Origin of the sequence: Brucella pseudintermedia (assembly GCF_008932435.1) — a bacterium.
In the GTDB taxonomy this organism is placed as follows: domain Bacteria; phylum Pseudomonadota; class Alphaproteobacteria; order Rhizobiales; family Rhizobiaceae; genus Brucella; species Brucella pseudintermedia.
In genome coordinates, this window is record NZ_WBWE01000006.1 from 65,431 (window position 1) to 84,958 (window position 19,528).

Below are 19,528 nucleotides of genomic sequence, written 5' to 3' on the forward strand. Positions count from 1 at the left end.
GGTTTTTTTGTTGAGCAAAAAGAAGGTCACTCGCCGCGTTCGGCGTCAGAGCTTTTCAGCTCTTCCAGCGTCGGCATGGAGACGATGTTGTAGCCCGAATCCACATAATGGATTTCGCCGGTGACACCGCTCGAAAGATCGGACAGCAGATAGACTGCCGATTTGCCCACATCGTCGATATCGACGGTGCGGCGCAGCGGTGAATTGCGGCGCTGATAGCTGAAGATCGCACGTGCATCGCCAATGCCGGCACCGGCCAGCGTGCGCACAGGACCAGCCGAGATCGCATTGACGCGAATACCCTGCGGACCGTAATCGGCAGCAAGATAACGAACCATGGCTTCAAGCGCGGCTTTGGCAACGCCCATGACGTTGTAGTTCGGGATGGTGCGCGTGGAACCGCCATAAGTCAGCGTCAGGATCGAGCCGCCGTCCTTCATGAGCTTCTCGGCGCGCTGTGCCATTTCCGTGAAGGAGTAGGCGGAAATCACCATGGTGCGGCTGAAATTTTCGCGCGTGGTGACGTCTGCGTAGCGACCCTTCAGTTCATTCTTGTCGGAAAAGCCGATGGCGTGAACGATGAAATCGAGCTTGCCCCACCTCTTCTCGATTTCGGCAAAAACCGCATCGACCGATTCGATATCTTCGACATCGCAGGGCAGCACGAAATCCGAACCGACCTGTTCGGCCAGCGGCTTTACGCGCTTGCCGAGCGCATCACCCTGATAGGTGAATGCGAGTTCTGCACCCTGTGCTGCAAGTTGCTTCGAAATTCCCCAGGCGAGTGAGTGATTATTCGCGACCCCCATGATGAGGCCGCGTTTGCCTTTCATCAGACCTTCCATATTTTCCCTCTCCCTCAGCCCTGGTAACGCTGGAAAACCAGCGTCGCATTGGTGCCGCCAAATCCGAAGGAGTTGGAGAGCACGGTGTTGAGCTGAGCGTTGTCAATGCGCTTGCGAACGATAGGCATGTCCGCGAAGGCTGGGTCCAGTTCTTCGATATGTGCGCTTTCGCAAATGAAATTGTTCTGCATCATCAAGAGCGAATAGATCGCTTCCTGCACGCCGGTCGCGCCAAGCGAGTGGCCGGTCAGCGACTTGGTCGCTGCGATTGGCGGGCATGCGTCGCCGGAGCCAAAGACCTGACGGATGGCTTCGATTTCCGGTGCGTCGCCGGCAGGCGTGGAGGTTGCGTGCGGGTTGATGTAGTCGATCTTGGTCTTGACGGTCGAAAGCGCCATTTTCATGCAGCGGATAGCACCTTCGCCGGATGGAGCAACCATGTCGTAGCCGTCGGATGTTGCGCCATAGCCGACGATTTCACCATAAATCTTGGCGCCGCGTGCAAGCGCCGTTTCGAGGTCTTCCAGCACCAGGACGCCGGCGCCGCCTGCGATAACGAAACCGTCGCGGTTCTTGTCATAGGCACGCGATGCTGTGGACGGCGTGTCGTTATATTTGGTCGACATGGCGCCCATGGCGTCGAACAGGACCGAAAGCGTCCAGTCGAGGTCTTCGCAGCCGCCTGCGAACATGCGGTCCTGCTTGCCATACTGGATCATCTCGAACGCATTGCCGATGCAATGGTTCGATGTGGCGCAGGCCGAGGAGATCGAATAATTGATGCCCTTGATCTTGAAGAACGTGGCGAGCGTCGCGGAGGCCGTCGAGCTCATGGCTTTCGGCACGGCGAACGGGCCGACGCGCTTCGGGCCTTTTTCGCGGGTGATGTCGGCACTATCGACGATCGTGCGGGTCGAAGGACCGCCGGAACCCATGATGATGCCGGTGCGATCATTGGAAACTTCCTCTTCGGAAAGTCCGGCATCGGCAATCGCCTGATCCATGGCAATGTGGTTCCAGGCCGTGCCACGGCCATGGAAGCGCATCGCGCGCCGGTCGACGAGCGCTTCGACGTCGATATTCGGGGCACCGTGCACCTGGCAGCGGAAACCGAGCTCGGCATATTCCTCAGCGTGGGAAATGCCGGACTTTGCTTCACGCAGCGAAGCCGTGACTTCTTCGGTGTTGTTACCAATCGAGGATACGATCCCCATACCCGTTACGACCACACGCCGCATCGCGTTCTCCTTTACACCTGATCCGTGAGCGGCGCGCCGTCATGCGGACTGCCGCCTGTTCGCGGTTACATAGGTGTGATCTTCGCATGTTTTGAGCGCGACCGCATGAAAACTGTTCACTTTTTGCAGTCGCGCTCGGGAATGATGATGATTGAGGCGCCTTACTGGCCCTCGCTGTCCTTCGACAGGCCGACGCGCAGATCGGTTGCCCGGTAGATGGTTTCGCCATCGGCTTTCAGCCAGCCGTCAGCCGTGCCGAGCACGAGGCGGCCACGCATGACGCGCTTGAAATCGATACCATATTCAAGAAGCTTCGTGTGCGGACGCACCATGCCCTTGAATTTGACTTCACCGGTCGACAGGGCCATGCCGCGGCCAGGCTCGCCCAGCCAGCCGAGGAAGAAACCGGTCAGCTGCCACATGCCGTCAAGACCGAGGCAGCCCGGCATGATCGGATTGCCCATGAAATGGCATGGGAAATACCAGTCGTCCGGCCGCACATCATATTCTGCGCGGATATAGCCCTTGTCGAACTCGCCGCCGGTTTCGGAAATATCTGTGATGCGATGGACCATCAGCATCGGAGGCAGGGGAAGCTGAGCATTGCCGGGACCGAACATCTCGCCGCGCGCGCAGGCCAGGAGTTCTTCATACCCGTAGCTTGATTTCTGTTCTGCCATTACGCCTCCCTTGAGGTTCATTCTGTATCGACCGGCAATCCGGCCCGGTTGTAGGTTTCACCGGAACATCCCTACCACAGACAGTTTCCGGCAGTAAAATCATGCATTGGATTAATCCGGGGTTTATCTGAAAAACCGCGCAATTCCCAAGGCTATTGATAGTTATTTCGCAACGGCATATATCAATGTCAGTATGCAATGGGCAACAGCCCGTTTGACGATTGATGATTTTGCAACAAGCTTGTGACGGTACCAACGGTGAATATGCAGTCTTCACATACCCACTCGACGGTCTCGATGGAAGAGCAGCTCCGCCGCGCGGGCCTGCGTCCGACGCGGCAGCGCGTTGCGCTTGCGAGCCTGATCTTCGCGCAGGGCGATCGCCATTTGTCCGCGGAAGACTTGCACGAAGAGGCTGTCATGGCCGACGTGCCGGTGTCGCTGGCGACGGTTTACAACACGCTGCACCAGTTCACGGAAGCCGGTATGCTGCGCATTATCGCGGTCGAAGGCTCGAAGACCTATTTCGATACGAATATCTCGGATCATCAGCATTTCTTCCTCGAAGGCGAAAATGTCGTGTTCGATATTCCGCACGGCGAGAAGGGGCAGCCGACCGTTGCCAACATGCCCGACGCGCCGGACGGCATGGAAATCGTCAATGTGGACATCATCGTGCGCCTGCGCCGCAAGGGCCAGTAGCGGCGCCGTCTTTCGGCTGGGAATAAAAGAAAGCGGTCATGGCCGCTTTTTTTGTTGCCTATCGGCACGCATGAGGCTGAAAAGGGAAAAGTTCCGCCGTCCCGAATGAATCGCCTCCCAGGTTCCAGTCGGGCTCATACCAAGGAGATATCATGCGTAAACTGTTTGTCGCCGCAACCATTCTCGCCGTGTTTGCGACCGGTAGCGCCTTTGCAAAAACCGTCCGGATCGGCGTTACGCCGGGGCCACACGCCCAGATCATGGAAAAGGTCAAGGAAGTCGCCGAGAAGAACGGCCTTGAACTGGATATTCAGGAATTCTCTGATTATGTCATCCCGAACATGGCGCTTGCGGATGGCGCGCTGGAAGCAAATTCGTTCCAGCATAAGCCTTATCTCGACAATCAGGTCGCCGATCGCGGCTTCGACATTGTGAGCGTTGCCGAAACCGTCAACTTTCCGATGGGAATGTATTCGAAGAAATTGAAGAATATTTCGGAGCTGGCAGACGGCGCGACGATTGCGATCCCCAACGATCCGACGAATGGCGGGCGCGCTTTGCTCGTGCTTGCTGAAAACGGAATCATCAAGCTCGATCCGTCCAAGGGGCTGAAGGTCAACGCCATTGATATCGTCGAGAACCCGAAGAACCTCAAATTCGTTGAGCTCGACGCCGCTCAGCTTCCGCGTTCATTGGAAGATGTCGATGCCGCGGTCATCAACACCAACTACGCCATGGAAGCAGGCCTCAATCCAGCAACCGATCCGCTGGTGCGGGAAGGCGAGAAGGCACCCTATATCAATATTCTCGTCGTTCGCACCGCAGACAAGGATGCCGACTGGGTGAAAACCCTGATTTCCTCCTATCACAGTGACGAGGTGAAGGCGTTCATTGCCACAACGTTCAAGGGATCAGTGATTCCTGCCTGGTAATAATTCTGAGTGGAAGCGGGGCGATTTTCGCCCCGCTCGCTTGTCAGCCTTTCAGTTCCATCCGAATGTTGCGGAAGGGTAGGCCTTCGTCATCTTCCGACCGCTCGCCAATCACCTTGAAGCCCATACGGCGATAGAAACGACAGGCCCGCTCGTTGTCGGCATAGACTTCAAGCGATAACTCGCTCTTCAATGCCAAGGCGTGGCGGACCAGAGTTTGGCCCACACCAGAACCTTGAAGGTCGGGATCGACAAACAGCCCGCCGATGAAGCAATCCAGAAGGCCAATAAAACCGGCTGGCCTGTCATTAATCGCGGCAACCCATGTTTCCGCCTTTTCGAGATAGACATCTTCAATAAGCTGGCGCTGCTGTTGAAGTCGATCTTCTCCGAGAAAAGAATGGGCTTCCAGGGAAGCACGATACCAGATGGACGATAAGGATGGCTTATCCGATGCCTTATAGGCACGGATCGTCACTTCGTGATTTTTCATGATTTGCCAGAGTTTTAGGTATACGCAAAAATTCCACCGCGCGGGTGGGTTCAAATCCGTTAAAACGGCAGCGATGAACGTCTGCGCATAAAACTCCTTCGAAATTCAACCGCTTCACAATATCGGTCCGAGCCGGGCGAAGTCAAGTTTGGCCGGTTCTGCTATCCAATCCCGTGGAGAGGGCTAGTCGAAGACTTCGCCCGGATAAACGCCCCACAGGTCCGATTGTTTTATCCAGCCGCGAACCCCGCCCATATCCATCCGGCACCATTGGCCGGTGCATTCGCGCACGGTCCCGACCACGCCCGGTTCGATCTCGGCCGCAAGCCCCGCTGTATCGCTGGCATCGCGCCGCATATTGATCATCGAACCCTGATTATTCTTGAGCCACGGAGCTGTAATGGCAGTTCGCTTGCCGGAGAGCAGCGACTGGTAAACCCAGCCTTCCGTGCCGTCCGCATCGCGGATGCGACGCCAGTTGTCGTATTCCTGAATGATTTCGACCGGCAATCCGGCCTTCATGAAAAGCCATGAAACCGCATAGTCACGCCCCGGTCCGACGCGCAGATTGACGCGCGCGGGTTTAAGGCTGACGAAACGCGGCACCGGGAGACCGCTTGCGCCCACGGAAGTGCCTGCGGGTTCCGCAGCCATTGCGCCATGCGTGTCGGAGGCGCCAAGCGGCTCCAGAATGAGAAAAAATGCCAGAAAGCCAAGCGTGGCTATCATAAAGCGTTGCGAAAGTACCCTGTACAAACTGCGACCTCTCGCCGTCCTGTCACGACAGAACGGTAGCGGCTTCGGCAGTTGGTGGGAGCTGCGAGGCGACGGTGCCGTCCTGTTTTTCAGATCGTGCATCCATCTGTGCGTTACAGATCGAGCTGCGATCCAATTATTTGATTTCTAATGCCCTTGCGGAAAACCGTTGCAGATTTTCCAACAGGCACCCGAAGTTTCCGGTTTTTCTTTGTCTTTGCCGCTTCGCCTTGATAGAGATGTTGAGCCGAAGCAATATCCCATATTGCACCGCCTTGGTTAAGGAGGTCTCAACGTGAAGCTTCGGTTAACGCATTTTCCGGGAATGTGGGAGTAGGTTTTCCCTTGGAAATGTGCAGGAAATTTCTTGGAGCGCGCCCTGTCGGCTGATTACAATACGGGCCGTTCCGGAGGCTTTGCTCAACAATGGGGTGGAGATGTCGAACAAGAAGAAACCGCTGGTCGTTCTTACGCGTAAATTGCCGGACCCAGTGGAAACCCGGATGCGGGAACTGTTTGATGCGCGTCTGAATATAGACGACCACCGCATGAATCAGCCGGAAATCATCGCCGCCATGAAAGAAGCGGACGTTCTGGTGCCTTGCATCACGGATGTCATCGACGCAGCAGCAATCGAGCAGGCTGGCCCCAATCTCAAGCTGATCGCAAACTTCGGCAACGGCGTGGACAATATCGACGTTGCCGCAGCAGCAAAGCGCGGCATTACCGTCACCAATACGCCGAATGTTCTTACCGAGGATACGGCGGACATGACACTGGCGCTGCTGCTCTCCGTGCCAAGACGTCTGGTGGAGGGCGCCAATGTGCTGGGCGAGCGCCACGGGCAGTGGCCGGGCTGGTCGCCGACCTGGATGCTGGGGCGGCGTATCTGGGGCAAGCGTCTCGGCATTGTCGGCATGGGGCGCATCGGTACGGCCGTTGCCCGCCGCGCCAAGGCTTTCGGACTTTCCATTCACTATCACAACCGCAAACGCGTCAGCCCGCAGGTCGAGGAAGAACTGGAGGCGACCTACTGGGATAGTCTCGACCAGATGCTGGCCCGGATGGACATCATCTCGGTCAACTGCCCATCGACGCCTGCCACTTTCCATCTGCTGTCTGCTCGCCGCATCGCGTTGATGCAGCCAACCGCCTATATGGTCAACACGGCGCGCGGCCAGATCATCGACGAGAATGCGCTGATCGAGCTGATCGAACAGGGCAAGCTCGCAGGCGCAGGTCTGGACGTGTTCGAGAACGAACCGGCGGCCAATCCGCGTTTGCTGGCCCTTGCGGAAAAAGGCAAGGTTGTCCTGCTGCCGCATATGGGCTCGGCCACCATGGAGGGCCGCATCGATATGGGTGACAAGGTCATCATCAATATCAAGGCTTTTGTCGACGGGCATCGCCCGCCCGATCGCGTATTGCCAAACCGGGTTTAGTTTTTCCGGACGATGGTCTGCGTTTCTCCGGCGTTCTTGCCGTCGATAAAGCGCAGTACCGTATGTGCATAAAGGCGCGGATTCTCTACCGGAACACCGTGTCCGGCGTCGGGCAGGATAATCAGTTGCGCGCCCGGTATCTGGCTTGCGATGAATTCGGTATGCTCACGCCTAATCGCCGTATCATGGTCGCCGATGACTATCGCCGTGCGCACGCTGATGTCCGACAGTTCCTCGCCGGTATAATTCGGCTCGTTTGCCCAGAGCGCATGAATTTCCTTGTCGATGCTCTCATAGTGGCGCAGTTCCGGTATTGGTTTTCCCTCGGCCCGGGCCTCGATATAGCCGGTATTTCCGTCAGGCGTGACATTTGCTGCCTGCGCAAACAGGCTTTTCAGCCGCTCGGGATAACGCATGGCGATATCGAGGCCGATAATGCCGCCATCGCTCCAGCCGACGAGATCAACCTTGTCGATGCGGAGAAAGTCGAGCAGCGCCACATAATCGTCGGCCATCAAGCCATAGGTGATCGGATCTTTGGTGCGGGTGGATCGTCCCTGTCCGCGACTGTCGGCAACGATGACGGTGTGATGGCGCGCAAGGATCGGAAGCTGCGCATCCCATACATGCTGGTCGGACAGGCCCCCCGGAATGAGCAGGATTGGCGATCCCTTGCCCACAACCCGGTAGTGCATTTCGATGCCGTTGACCGCGGCAAAAGCGGCAGGGGATGCGGGGATGGCCATGCGCGCAATCCTCTCGGTCGAAACGGAGGAAGGAAAAGACAAGGCAAAGCCGATCAGCAGAACCGCAACCGTCAGAGTCGTCTTTCCCTTCATGAGTTTCCCGCCCGTATTCAGGGTCTTCTCACAAGCGTCGGCAGATCGTAGAGATAGGCTATGCGCTTGATCGCGTCCTGCAGCGGTTCAAGCGTAACCGTCATCGTATGGCCGCTTGCATGGATGAGCATGTCGGGCGAGGCGCAGATAGCGACATGACCCTTCCAGAAGACGAGATCGCCGCGCTTCAGATTGGAATAGGTTGCATCGGGCTTGATGATATCGCCAAGCGTATTCTGCTGCATGTCGGAATCGCGCAGAACCTTGCGGCCCGCCACCCACATGGAAAGTTGCACGAGACCGGAGCAGTCGATGCCGAAGCCGGACGTGCCGCCCCACAGATAGGGCGTGTGAAGAAGGGTTTCTGCGACGGCCACATAGTCCGCCGCGTGTTCGTCAACCGGCACAAGATGGCTTGCGATGAGCGCCTCACCGCTTTCCAGCAGCGCATATTTGGTGCCTCGCGTCTCGGCGGCGCCGACGATGCGCACGCGGGAACCGAGTGACAGCGCCTTCGTATGCGGGAAGCGGAGATCAGAGCCGGGATAAACGAAGGTTCGGGGCACTGCCACCATATGCGTCGCATCGCTCGCCGGGCGTTCCAGCGCGGCAGCGGAGACATAACCAGTGTAGCCGTCGCGTTCGGCCTGAACCCACGACCATCCGTCCATTTCCTCGAATACGCGGACAGAATCGCCAAAGATCATCTGGGTCTGCGGCCCGCTATCCATGCGCGGTTCGGCCCGCAGATCGACAACCGGGACGGAAACCTGCATGGGCGTTCCGGCGGCAAAACGCGCCGCTTCCACCTGACCGGCCAGCCTTTCATCGGCGAGGTCGGGACGGTAGGCGTTGAGGCGGCGATCGAGCATGGTCAAAGTGGTAACTCCCTGGCTTTGGCGATCACCAGATCACCCAGTCTTTCAACATAAAGTGCACCGGCAACCGTTCTCTTTACTAGCACATTTCGCCGGTCTTTTTCATCACGATGCCGGGAAACAAGATCGAGCGCGCCCATTGTGTCGAGCGCGCGTGTGATAACCGGTTTGGTGACATTCAGTTTCGCTGCGAGCCCCCGCACGGTATGTGGCGGGGGCTCCAGATAGATGGTGAGCAAAATGGCTGCCTGTCGCGTGGTGAGATCGGGCATCTCGTCGCGCACCTGTTCCAGCGACAGGGTTCTCAGCAATGTCAGCGCCTGCAGCGGCTTCAGCTCAATTGGCATCCGGCTCCACCAAAGCTGGGATTGTTTCGGAACCGTTTTATCCAATCTGCTTTCGGCGTTTCAGGCAAGCGGATTCAGCGCGCCGGGTAGCGTTCCTTCAAAAGCTGGTAAAGAGCGCGAATGGCTTGCGCCTCGCCACCGACCGGAGAAGCAGGCTTTTCCACCGGCACCCAGCCGAAAATGTCGAAATGCGCCCATGCGCGTGCCTTTTCTACAAATTTGTCGAGGAAGAGTGCCGCCGTTACCGACCCGGCAAACCCGTCCGTGGTGACATTGTTGATGTCGGCAATCCGCGAGGAGAGTTTTTGCGCGTAGGGCTTCCAGAGCGGCATCCGCCACAGCGGGTCCGCCGTCACATCAGCACTGTTTGCAATCGAAGCGGCAAGCTCGTCATCATGCGTGTAGAATGGCGGCAGATCAGGGCCGAGCGCAACACGCGCAGCACCCGTCAGGGTCGCCATGTCGATCAGGAGTGCAGGCTCTTCTTCATCGGCCAGCGCAAGCGCGTCGGCAAGGACCAGACGGCCTTCCGCATCGGTATTGCCGATTTCGACGGTCAGGCCCTTGCGGCTTTGCAGTACGTCGCCCGGACGGAACGAGTTTCCGGCGATCGAATTCTCCACTGCCGGGATGAGCACCCGCAAGCGCACCGGCAGTTGTGCATCCATGATCATGGAGGCGAGGCCCAGCACATTGGCGGCTCCGCCCATGTCCTTCTTCATGAGAAGCATACCGCTTGCCGGTTTGATATCGAGACCGCCTGTATCGAAGCAGACACCCTTGCCGACAAGGGTGATTTTCGGATCGTCTGACTTACCCCAGCCAAGATCGATCAGGCGTGGCTCAATAGCGCCAGCACGACCGACGGCATGGATCATGGGAAAATTCTTCTCCAGAAGCGCATCGCCTTGTGTGATGGCAATGTCTGCCTTGTATTTCTTCGCCAGTTCACGGGCGGCGTTTTCGAGGGCATCCGGCCCCATATCGTTGGTTGGTGTGTTGATGAGGTCGCGCACCAGAGTTATCGCCGTGGCGATGCGGCGGATTTCGGCTTCATCCAGACCATCAGGCAAGGCAAGGCGGATCGCCTTGCCATTCGCTTTGCGATAGCGCGTGAAACTATAGCCGCCCATCAGGAAACCCAGCACTGCGAGCGCTCTGTCATCGACCGCGCCCTCAAAATGCCAGTCCCCTTCTGGAAGGCTGCGGGCGAGCTTTCCGGCCAGAAGCTGCGACTGGCCGCCCTTCTCCGCGTCGCCGGTTCCAAAAAGTGCCCCCGATACCGATCCGTCTGCGCCCGGGAGAGCGAGCACGCGTCCGGCTTCGCCATCAAAGCCATTGGCCTTGGCCCATGCAACGGCCCCGGCGGGAAGGCCGGAAGTTTCCAGCCCGCCATTCGGCGTAAACCAGACCGGACGGCTTTGTTCGGATTTTCGGGAAAGAAGTTCGACAGACATGATGCCTCTTTCTGGCCAGTAGGTGATGTTCCGCAAAAGCGCATGGGTTTTGTCGGAAGTCCATAAAAACAGACAGATAGCGCGATTATTGCCGTGCGGAAACCAAAACCACAATCGCTATATTAACCAATCATTAGGGTTAACAGATTATTGATTGAGCAGGAATTGGGCTTGAGGGTGACTAAAGCATGTCGGGTGACGACACGCTTTTGGCAGGAGAGGCGGGATGCTGAACATCGTTCGAAAAGACGCTATCGCAACACGTCTTGGCTTCGCCTGTATTCTTTCAGCACTGGTACTTTCCGGCTGCACATCGGTAGACCGGACCACGACCGGATCGGTGCGCCGCGCCGCAACCGTTGCCACTTTCGATCACATGAACGACGCGCAGCTTGCAGCCATGGCCGGGCGGCTCGGCGCGCAATATGAGCGCAATCCGAAGGATCGCCAGACGGCGCTCAACTACGCCAATGTGCTGGCGCGCCTTGGCCGCAACGATCAGGCGCTGGCCGTCATGCGGGCGCTTGCCATCGTCTATCCGAAGGATCAGGCCGTTCTTGCCGCCTATGGCAAGGCGCTTGCTGGTGCTGGGCAGTTCGACGGCGCGCTCGACGCCATTCGCCGCGCGCAAAACCCGGCCTATCCCGACTGGAAACTGGTTTCCGCCGAGGGCGCCATTCTCGACCAGATGGGCCGGAAGGAAGAAGCCCGCGCGACTTATCAAAAGGCGCTGCAGCTTCAGCCGAATGAACCGTCAATCATCTCCAATATGGGCATGTCCTATCTTCTGGCCGGTGATGCGCGGACTGCGGAAACCTATTTCAAGCAGGCCGCGGCTGCCCCCGGTGCCGACAGCCGCGTGCGCCAGAATCTTGCCCTGTCGGTCGGTCTGCAAGGCCGCTTTCAGGAAGCCGAGGCGATTGCCGCGCAAGAGATTTCTCCGCAGCAGGCTAAGGCCAATACGGATTATCTGCGGTCAATGCTGGCCCAGCAGAATTCCTGGAACATGCTCAAGGACAAGCCGAAGGGCTGAACCTTCTTTCATCAGTTGCCGCCGAACAATCCGCCTTGCGCGGATATCTGGATGAAGGCCGGGCCGAGGATGACGATAAAGAGCACCGGCAGGAAGAAAACAATCATCGGCACGGTGAGTTTCGGCGGCAGGGCTGCAGCCTTCTTTTCGGCTTCAAGCAGACGCAGGTCGCGGCTTTCCTGAGAAAGCGTGCGCAGCGCCTGCGCGACCGGCGTGCCGTAACGTTCGGCCTGGATCAGCGCTTGCGTGACCGATTTCACCGGTTCCAGACCTGTGCGATTGGCGAGATTTTCATAGGCCTGACGGCGCTCCGGCAGGAAGGAAAGCTCGGCATTGGTCAGCATGAGTTCTTCGGCCAGCTCGACGGATTGGATGCCGATTTCATCGGCTACCCGGCGGAAAGCCGCTTCCGTGGACATGCCCGATTCGACGCAGATCAGCATGAGATCGAGCGCATCCGGCCATGCCCGCCGGATCGATTGCTTGCGCTTGGTTGCCCGGTTCGAGACATAGAGGTTGGGCGCATAAAAACCGGCATAGCCGGCAAAAATGCAGACGAGAAGACGAACGAAGAATGTTTGATCGGCAAGCACGCCGAGCATGAAAATATAGATCGCGGCAACGGCCATTACCCCAAAAGGCAGCACGAAACGCAGGAACAGGAAGATGTTGAGCGGATTTTGCCCCCGGAAGCCCGCTTGCCTGAGCGAAGCAATCGTCTTTTCGTCAGCCAGCGCGCGTTTGAGATCGAGCTTTTCAACGAATTCCCGGATGCCCTGCTTCTGCTGATGACGCAGGCTGCTGCGACGGTCGCTTTCGGCGGCGAGACGGGCCCGCTCGCGCGAGCGAATGGCTTCGCGTTCGATGGCGACCGACTTCATGCGCGATTTGAGCGCGCTGCCGCTCAGTACCGGCAGGAGGATTGTCACCGCGGTTGCAAAAACCGCGACCGTGATCAGGGCGCCGATCAGAAAATGCGGGTCGGACAATTTCTGTGTGAGGAGAGAGATCATATCCGGTGCCTCACATATCGAAGTTGATCATGTTCTTCATGATGAAAATGCCGGTCAGCATCAGGACAGCCGCAATGCCGAGCAGCATATGGCCGGTCGAAGACGTGAAAAGCAGCGTCATATATTGCGGGCTCGTCAAATAGACGAGAACCATAACGATGAAGGGCAAGGCGCCGATAATCGCAGCCGAAGCCTTGGCTTCCATGGAAAGCGCATTGACCTTGGCCTTCATCTTTTTCCGGTCGCGCAGAACCTTTGACAAGTTATTGAGCGCCTCGGAAAGATTGCCGCCCGCCTGTGCCTGTATCTGGATGACGATGGCGAAGAAGTTGGTTTCCGGGCAAGGCATGGAATCGGGCATTTTGCCGACCGCTTCGGGGATGGAAAGCCCGATCTGTTGCGCCTCGACGACCTTCTTGAACTCGCTCTTGACCGGTTCCACCGCCTCGCTTGCAATGAGCCGCAAGCCGTCATTGAGCGGAAGCCCAGCGCGGGTCGCGCGCACGATGACATCGAGCGCGTTGGGAAATTCCTCAAGGAACTTCTTCAGCCGTTGCTTGCGCCTGTGCAGCACGAACCAGCGCGGCAAGCCGAAGAAACCGGCAACGGCGACACCCGGCAGGAAAAGTAGCGGCGCGCCGAAAAGCAGCGCGATGAAAGTGGCAAAAAATGCCGTCACGCCGGAATAGAGATAGAATTTCTGTAAGGTGAGATTGAGCCCCGCCTGCGTCAGCAGGATGCGCAGGGGCGGGTATTTCTGGTTCTTCTCACGCTGCTTTTGCCGGGCTTCCAGATCCTTGATATTGTCCTGGAGCTGTTTGCGGCGCTTCTGGATGTCGGCGTTTCTGTCGCGCTCGCTGCGCGTAATCGCCCGTTCCGAGCCGCTGTTGCGCACGGTCTCAAAGCGCCGCGCTGCATGATCCTTCTTGCCGAGCTTGTCGTAAAAGAGCGCAAAGAACAAAGCAGCACAAGCAATGACGGCGAGCACCACGAACATCACAATGCTGGCCGGCCCTGTCATGCACTGGCCCTTTCCATGCTGTCGAGCACGGATGCAAGGCGGCTGTCTTCATTATAGTAGCGGGCGCGCTCCCAGAAGGCGGGACGCCCGATGCCGGTCGAGCTATGGCTGCCGAGAATGCGGCCGGAAGCGTCTTCCCCCTTGATATCGTAGAGAACGAGATCCTGCGTGGTGATGACGTCGCCTTCGAGCCCGACCACTTCCGTAATATGGGTGATGCGGCGCGAGCCGTCGCGCAGGCGTGCGGCCTGGATGATGATGTCGACCGAACCGACGATGATCTCGCGCACCGTCTTTTGCGGCAGCACATAACCGCCCATGGCGATCATGGCTTCCATGCGGTTGAGGCACTCGCGCGGGCTGTTGGCATGGATCGTGCCCATCGAACCGTCATGGCCTGTATTCATGGCTTGCAGGAGATCGAACACTTCAGGCCCGCGCACTTCGCCGACAATGATGCGTTCGGGACGCATGCGCAGGCAGTTCTTTACCAGATCGCGCATGGTGACTTCGCCTTCGCCTTCCAGATTGGGCGGGCGGGTTTCCAGACGCACCACATGCGGCTGCTGCAATTGCAGTTCTGCCGAATCTTCGCAGGTGATGATGCGTTCGTGCGCGTCGATATAGCGTGTCAGGCAGTTCAGAAGCGTGGTCTTGCCCGAGCCGGTGCCTCCCGAAATAATGACATTGCAGCGCACCCGGCTGATGATCTGCAAGAGTTCCGCCCCGGCATTCGATATGGCGCCGAACCGCACCAGTTGGTCGAGCGTCAGCTTGTCCTTGCGGAACTTGCGGATGGTGAGGGTCGGACCGTCGAGCGACAGCGGCGGCGCGATGACGTTGACGCGTGAGCCGTCCGGCAAGCGGGCATCGCAGATCGGGCTCGATTCATCGACGCGGCGTCCCACCTGGCTCACGATGCGCTGGCAGATGTTGAGAAGCTGCTGGTTGTCGCGGAAACGAATGCCGGTTTCCTGCAGCAGGCCATCCACTTCGATATAGGTGCGGCGCGAACCGTTCACCATGATATCGGCAATGTCATCGCGGGAAAGAAGCGGCTCCAGGGGACCATAACCCAGCACGTCATTGCAGATGTCGTCGAGCAGTTCTTCCTGCTCGGCAATCGACATGACGAAGTTCTTGATGGCAATAATGTCATTGACGATATCGCGGATTTCCTCGCGCGCGGCATCCGGCGCCATGCGGGACAGTTGCGACAGATCTATCGTGTCGATCAGCGCGGAGAAGACCTGCGATTTGGTGTCGTAATAGCTCTCGGTCTTTTCACGTCCTTGCGTGCCGGCCTGGACCGGGGATTTTACCGGCGTCGAAGGAACGGATGCCTGTATGCGGGACGGTTGCACGGTTGGCTGGGCCGATGCGGACGTTGCAGCAGGCGTGGCAGGTTTTGGTGCAACCGGTCGCATTCCGCTTTCCGGTCTGTTTCCCGTATCGTTGCCTCTTCTGCCGAACATGATTTCCTGCCGTTACTTGGTCTTGCGTGCAAACTTGCCGAGAAGGCCCGATATGCCGCTCTTCTTGCGCGGTTGCACATCGGCCCTGCCGGTCACGACATGCGCGATATGGCTGATGGCTTCGGCAACCGGGCTTTCCGGATTGGTCTCCGCGATCATCCGGCCATTATTGGCGGCATTGCCGAAAAGTTGCGGATCGAAGTCGATGGTGGCGATGGGATCGATGCCGAGCGGTTCGGCAAAATCGGCGAGCGCGATTTCCGGTCGCTTCGGAATGCCCATCTGGTTCAGCACCAGATGCGGCTTCACATCGTTCGGACGCAGCTGCGCCAGCGTGTCGAGCAGATTCTTCGTGTTGCGAAGATTGGCAAGATCGGGCGTCGCGACGATCACGACTTCATCGACGCGCATCAAGGTGGTCCGTGTCCATCCGTTCCAGCCATGCGCGACGTCCAGTACGACCAGCGGAGAATTGCGCTGCGCAACGTCGATCAATTCGGCAAAGGCGTCCTCGGCAAAATCGAATGTGCGCTCCAGGGTCGAAGGTGCGGCGAGGATAGACAGATGGTCGCCATACTGCACGAGCAGCCGGTCGAGATAAACCTCGTCAATGCGTTCCGGCGAGAAGACCGCATCGGCGATACCGAGCGTCGGGTCCTGATCGAAATTGATGTTTGCCGTGCCGAAGGGCAGGTCCATGTCTGCCAGCACGACATCGTGCCGGAACATGTTGGAGATCGACCAGGCGACGTTATGGGCCATGGTAGACGCGCCCACGCCGCCTTTCGCGCCGATGAAGGCGACCGAACGGCCAAGCGGTTCCGCACCGGGATCGAGAAAGATCGAGGACACGATGGCCAGAATGTCGGCGAGCGAAACAGGCGCCACAATATATTCCGAGACGCCCCGGCGCAGCAGTTCGCGATAGAGCCAGACCTCGTTGGAATGGCCTATGACCATGACCTTCGAGCCGGGATCGCAGACCTCTGACAACTGCTGCAGTTCTTCAAGCAGCACATTGGGTTCGGAGGCTGATTCGACGATGATCAGATTGGGTGTGGAGGCGGTCTGGTAAAACTCGATTGCAGCCGCAATGCCGCCCATCATCACCTTCAGATGGGTCTTTGCCATGCGCCGGTCGCCACCTGCTCGCTCAATCGGAATGGCGACGCTTTCGTTCACGCAGAATGCCTGGATGGAAATGCGCGGGATGGGACGCACATTTTCAAGCATGATCGGCGCACGACCTGTTTCCGGCGCTTCTTCCTCCGGTTCCAACGCGAAGTTGCTCATGGCGCCCTCTTAATACTCGGCCTGCTGGCTGCGAGGTTCGCGCCAGTTTTGCGTCTGTGTAGGCGACATTTTCACATAGCCCTGATTGCCGTTGAAACGTGCCGTAGCCCGATCCGAATCGATGGGCGACATGGTGCGCGGTCCCAGAAGATCGGCCGGATTGGCCACCTGCGCGGCCAGATTGTTCTGCGAGGCGCAGCCAAAATTGGCGTAATGGCGGTTTTCGGGCGTGCTGGCGAGGTCGTCCGGCCAACGTCCGCACGGCGTCGTGCCGGCCGTGATCGCATAATAGCTGATGCGGATTGGCGCTGCCGCGTCGGGGCTTTCGACCGGATAGTTTTCGATGGCGATATTGTTCGCCTTGATGCCGCTGCGCCGCAGTGCCGCCGACACTTCCGTGCTCAGCCGATAGGCCGCGGCCTGATTGGACGCGCCCGAAGGCACCAGAACATAGAGCATGCCGGAACCGTTGCGCCGGTAATTGGCGATGGCGCCCTCAACGATGCCGCGCTGCATGGGGCTTAGTTTCTGGTCCGCCTGTGCGACCGGGATATCGGTAACCTGCTCCCGTTCCGCAATCGTGATCGGGTGATTGGTGCGGTAATCGTCCGGCAAGGCGCCCACCGTGACGTGCTGGCGGTTCGCACAGCCCGCAAGAAGGGCGAGCGACAGGGCGACGAGCGCTGGTCGGGCTGGAATCCTGCAAAAGCCTCTGGCTGAATAGGTCATGATCTGTCCCCGCTCACTTATAGATATAACCGACGACGCCGTTGTAGCGACCGGGCGGCAATTTGGTTTCCATCGTGCCGTAAACGCGATTGACCTTGCCGAGTATGTATCCCGCGCCATCGCTGGCCGGGTTGAAATTGTCGTCGGGCCGCGCAAGCTGCTGGCGGGCGACTGGTCGCGCCAGGTAGGGCGTTACGATCACCACCAGTTCGGATTCGTTGCGGATGAAATCCTTGCTGCGGAACAGCGCCCCGAGGACCGGAATCTTGGTGAGGCCCGGAAAGCCGGAAACCGACTGGCGCACTTCATCGCGGATCAGGCCGCCGATCATCATGGAACCGCCCGACGGCAGTTCGACCGTCGTGTCGGCGACGCGTTTGCGCAGCGACAGGACGCTCGCGCCAACGCCTTCCATCTTGTTTGTCGTGCCCGCACCTTCCGTTGTCGGCTCCGACACGGAGGTTCTGATTTTCAGGCTGATGCGTCCCGGCCCGAGCACGGTCGGCATGAATTCCAGACCGATGCCATAATTGATCTTGGCCAGCTGATTGGTGCGTTTTCCGTCATCATCATAAGTCACGCTGTTGATGACATTATATTCGCCGCCGACATTGAAAGCCGCCTTTTCGCCGGAGATTGCGGTCAGCGTCGGCTCAGCCAGCGTCTTCATCACGCCTGCCGATTCCATCGCCCGCAGATAGGCGGAAAAGTTGCTCGTCGCGAGGCCGAAGCCGGTATCGGACAGGTTGTTGCCAATGGCGCCCGCAATGCTCTCGGAAATCCCGCCGTAGGAAATCCCGTTCGAAACGCCGCTGCCGCTCATATTGACGCCAAGCTGCTTCATGACCGAGCGGCTGACCTCGGCAACGGTGACTTTCAATGTCACCTGATCTTCGCCCACAATAGTCAGCATATTGACGATGGCGCTTTGACGGCGCCCCCAGTCGGGATTGTTGATGGCGACACCGCCGCCGTCGGTGGGCGCGGATGCAGTCGTGGTGAACTGGCCGGTTGTAGCCTCGCCGCCAGAAACGAAAAGACCGGCGAGCTTGGCCGCCTGCGCCGAATCCTGCGGGGTCTGCACGGTTCCGGTCAGCACCACATTGTCGTTGATGAGTTCGACGCGAATGTCGGAGCCGGGAATGAGACGCTTCAGCTGGGACGAGAGCCCGCTTACGTCCCGCTCGATCTCGACATCGATGGATGCGACCTGTTCGCCATTCGGACCGAAGACGAAAATATTGGTCTGGCCGACCTGCTTGCCGAAAAGATAGATGCGCCGCGACGTGCGCGTCACTGCATCGGCGATTGAAGGATTGGAAACGAGAACGTCATAGGCGTCTTGCGGAAGGTCGAGGACGACCGACTTGTTGAGGCCAAGCTTGATCGTCTGCGAACGCTGCTGGCTGCCCACCTTGACGATGCCAGCCGCCGCCATTGCTGTCATGTCGGCAAGCGGCAGGGAAACGGTTGCAAGCGCGCTGGCTACCAGTGCGATCTTTGCGGAATATGGGCGCACGCGGTTTGTCTTTCTCATGAGCGCGGTCCTATTTCTGTAACGCTGCCGGATTTGATGACCTTCACCGTCCCGCTGCGTGTCGGCGAGGAAACCAGATAGTCGGCCTGCTTGATATCCCTGTCCTCGACATCCTGTGTCGAGCGAAGCGCCAGCGTCAGGCGGTCGGCCATCTGCTGGGCGACGGTGATGATTTCAGCCTGTTCGGGCGTAACTTCTAGTGTCGCGGTCTGGCCCACCATGACCTTGCGGCCCTGCTCGTCTTCCTGAATGGCCTGATCGATGGCCAGCACACGCACATTCTGCAGCACGGTTTCAGTGGTGAAGGGTGCGAGCGACTTGTCGCCATTGTCCGGCTTGCGGCGGGTCATGATGACATCGACGAAATCATTGGGAAGAATGAAGCCGCCAGCCGAGCTTTCGGCGTTGATCTGCGTCGCAACAGCGCGCATACCCGGCGGCAGGATCGACGACATGAAGCTCTGGCCGGGGCCGATAAGCTTGGCCTTGCGGATCGGTTCGCCCGTGAAGAACTGGAGCCGCACCGTGGCGCCGCTCAACTGATTGATGGCATCGGGTTCGCTCGCGCGGGTGATGTAGCCTTCGCTGATGGCCTCCGCGGGCCAGGGCTGCCAGCGCATCTGCGATGTGAGCTCTGCGCCGACACCGAGATTCTCGGTGGCGACGAGCACATCCTCCAGTTTGATCTGCGGTGCTTCAGGCGCGGCGGCGACAGGCGCAGGCGGCGGTGTGGCGAGGTTCATGGCAATATAGCCCGCTCCACCAGCCGCAAGTACGGCTACTCCTAGAATGAGCAGTCGAGCTGATTTCATGATGTG

General features: G+C 58.6%; 20 protein-coding genes. 4 read left to right on the plus strand and 16 right to left on the minus strand.

Translation table 11 applies throughout. The features are described from left to right. Positions 1–26: 26 nt before the first annotated feature. From fabI to fabA, 3 genes are all read right to left on the minus strand, one after another. Positions 27–845, minus strand: coding sequence for an enoyl-ACP reductase FabI (gene fabI / locus F9K78_RS09575; protein ID WP_121986995.1), 819 nt, complete (start codon positions 843–845; stop codon positions 27–29). A 14-nt stretch (positions 846–859) separates the two neighbouring features. Continuing rightward, a complete protein-coding gene (gene fabB, locus F9K78_RS09580) occupies positions 860–2,083 on the minus strand; it encodes a beta-ketoacyl-ACP synthase I (RefSeq protein ID WP_121986994.1) in 1,224 nt (407 codons plus the stop codon). 161 nt (positions 2,084–2,244) lie between these two features. Then, positions 2,245–2,763, minus strand: a complete 519-nt coding sequence (gene fabA / locus F9K78_RS09585) for a 3-hydroxyacyl-[acyl-carrier-protein] dehydratase FabA (protein ID WP_006473091.1) — start codon at positions 2,761–2,763, stop codon at positions 2,245–2,247. A 264-nt stretch (positions 2,764–3,027) separates the two neighbouring features. Here fabA and irrA point away from each other — a divergent pair, with 264 nt between their 5' ends. Both irrA and F9K78_RS09595 read left to right on the plus strand, forming a co-directional pair. Continuing rightward, positions 3,028–3,465, plus strand: a complete 438-nt coding sequence (gene irrA, locus F9K78_RS09590; protein ID WP_025090646.1) for an iron response transcriptional regulator IrrA — start codon at positions 3,028–3,030, stop codon at positions 3,463–3,465. Positions 3,466–3,617: 152 nt separating this feature from the next. Beyond that, positions 3,618–4,397, plus strand: coding sequence for a MetQ/NlpA family ABC transporter substrate-binding protein (locus F9K78_RS09595; RefSeq protein ID WP_121986993.1), 780 nt, complete (start codon positions 3,618–3,620; stop codon positions 4,395–4,397). A 43-nt stretch (positions 4,398–4,440) separates the two neighbouring features. Here F9K78_RS09595 and F9K78_RS09600 read toward each other — a convergent pair whose 3' ends face one another. Together F9K78_RS09600 and F9K78_RS09605 are read right to left on the minus strand one after the other, a co-directional pair. Then, positions 4,441–4,890, minus strand: a complete 450-nt coding sequence (locus F9K78_RS09600) for a GNAT family N-acetyltransferase (protein WP_121986992.1) — start codon at positions 4,888–4,890, stop codon at positions 4,441–4,443. 183 nt (positions 4,891–5,073) lie between these two features. Next, positions 5,074–5,619 (minus strand): SH3 domain-containing protein, encoded by a 546-nt coding sequence (locus F9K78_RS09605; RefSeq protein WP_121986991.1) that lies wholly within the window; start codon positions 5,617–5,619, stop codon positions 5,074–5,076. 464 nt (positions 5,620–6,083) lie between these two features. Between F9K78_RS09605 and F9K78_RS09610 the strand changes: the two genes are divergently transcribed. Continuing rightward, positions 6,084–7,088: a 2-hydroxyacid dehydrogenase gene (locus tag F9K78_RS09610; RefSeq protein ID WP_121981305.1), complete on the plus strand. Its 1,005-nt coding sequence runs from the start codon at positions 6,084–6,086 to the stop codon at positions 7,086–7,088. Here the strand turns inward: F9K78_RS09610 and F9K78_RS09615 are convergent. The 4 genes from F9K78_RS09615 to F9K78_RS09630 all read right to left on the minus strand — a co-directional run bounded on the left by F9K78_RS09615 (position 7,085) and on the right by F9K78_RS09630 (position 10,609). Then, positions 7,085–7,927, minus strand: coding sequence for an alpha/beta fold hydrolase (locus tag F9K78_RS09615; RefSeq protein ID WP_121986990.1), 843 nt, complete (start codon positions 7,925–7,927; stop codon positions 7,085–7,087). The two genes, F9K78_RS09610 and F9K78_RS09615, sit on opposite strands and share 4 nt — an antisense overlap. Positions 7,928–7,944: 17 nt before the next feature. Continuing rightward, positions 7,945–8,799 carry a C40 family peptidase gene (locus F9K78_RS09620; RefSeq protein ID WP_174813448.1) on the minus strand — a complete coding sequence of 285 codons (855 nt, stop codon included), beginning with the start codon at positions 8,797–8,799 and terminating at the stop codon, positions 7,945–7,947. A gap of 2 nt (positions 8,800–8,801) precedes the next feature. Then, a complete protein-coding gene (locus F9K78_RS09625; RefSeq protein WP_121986988.1) occupies positions 8,802–9,152 on the minus strand; it encodes a MarR family winged helix-turn-helix transcriptional regulator in 351 nt (116 codons plus the stop codon). A 74-nt stretch (positions 9,153–9,226) separates the two neighbouring features. Beyond that, positions 9,227–10,609, minus strand: coding sequence for a leucyl aminopeptidase family protein (locus F9K78_RS09630; protein ID WP_121986987.1), 1,383 nt, complete (start codon positions 10,607–10,609; stop codon positions 9,227–9,229). A gap of 226 nt (positions 10,610–10,835) precedes the next feature. Between F9K78_RS09630 and F9K78_RS09635 the strand changes: the two genes are divergently transcribed. Beyond that, positions 10,836–11,642: a tetratricopeptide repeat protein gene (locus F9K78_RS09635; protein WP_121986986.1), complete on the plus strand. Its 807-nt coding sequence runs from the start codon at positions 10,836–10,838 to the stop codon at positions 11,640–11,642. A gap of 11 nt (positions 11,643–11,653) precedes the next feature. Here F9K78_RS09635 and F9K78_RS09640 read toward each other — a convergent pair whose 3' ends face one another. The 7 genes from F9K78_RS09640 to cpaB are packed head-to-tail and all read right to left on the minus strand — an operon-like array spanning position 11,654 to position 19,522. After that, positions 11,654–12,655 carry a type II secretion system F family protein gene (locus F9K78_RS09640; protein ID WP_121986985.1) on the minus strand — a complete coding sequence of 334 codons (1,002 nt, stop codon included), beginning with the start codon at positions 12,653–12,655 and terminating at the stop codon, positions 11,654–11,656. Positions 12,656–12,665: 10 nt separating this feature from the next. After that, on the minus strand, positions 12,666–13,676 hold the full coding sequence (locus F9K78_RS09645; protein ID WP_121986984.1) for a type II secretion system F family protein: 1,011 nt from the start codon (positions 13,674–13,676) through the stop codon (positions 12,666–12,668). Then, on the minus strand, positions 13,673–15,151 hold the full coding sequence (locus F9K78_RS09650; protein ID WP_121986983.1) for a CpaF family protein: 1,479 nt from the start codon (positions 15,149–15,151) through the stop codon (positions 13,673–13,675). Before F9K78_RS09650 ends, F9K78_RS09645 begins: the two co-directional genes overlap by 4 nt. Before the next feature lie 12 nt (positions 15,152–15,163). Then, positions 15,164–16,444, minus strand: coding sequence for an AAA family ATPase (locus tag F9K78_RS09655; RefSeq protein ID WP_121986982.1), 1,281 nt, complete (start codon positions 16,442–16,444; stop codon positions 15,164–15,166). Between the two features lie 9 nt (positions 16,445–16,453). Continuing rightward, the gene (locus tag F9K78_RS09660) at positions 16,454–17,173 is read right to left on the minus strand and encodes a CpaD family pilus assembly protein (protein WP_151682173.1); all 720 of its coding nucleotides are present in this window, start codon (positions 17,171–17,173) and stop codon (positions 16,454–16,456) included. Between the two features lie 13 nt (positions 17,174–17,186). Further along, the gene (locus F9K78_RS09665; protein ID WP_121986980.1) at positions 17,187–18,710 is read right to left on the minus strand and encodes a type II and III secretion system protein family protein; all 1,524 of its coding nucleotides are present in this window, start codon (positions 18,708–18,710) and stop codon (positions 17,187–17,189) included. Then, the gene (gene cpaB / locus F9K78_RS09670; RefSeq protein ID WP_121981316.1) at positions 18,707–19,522 is read right to left on the minus strand and encodes a Flp pilus assembly protein CpaB; all 816 of its coding nucleotides are present in this window, start codon (positions 19,520–19,522) and stop codon (positions 18,707–18,709) included. Before cpaB ends, F9K78_RS09665 begins: the two co-directional genes overlap by 4 nt. Positions 19,523–19,528: the final 6 nt, after the last annotated feature.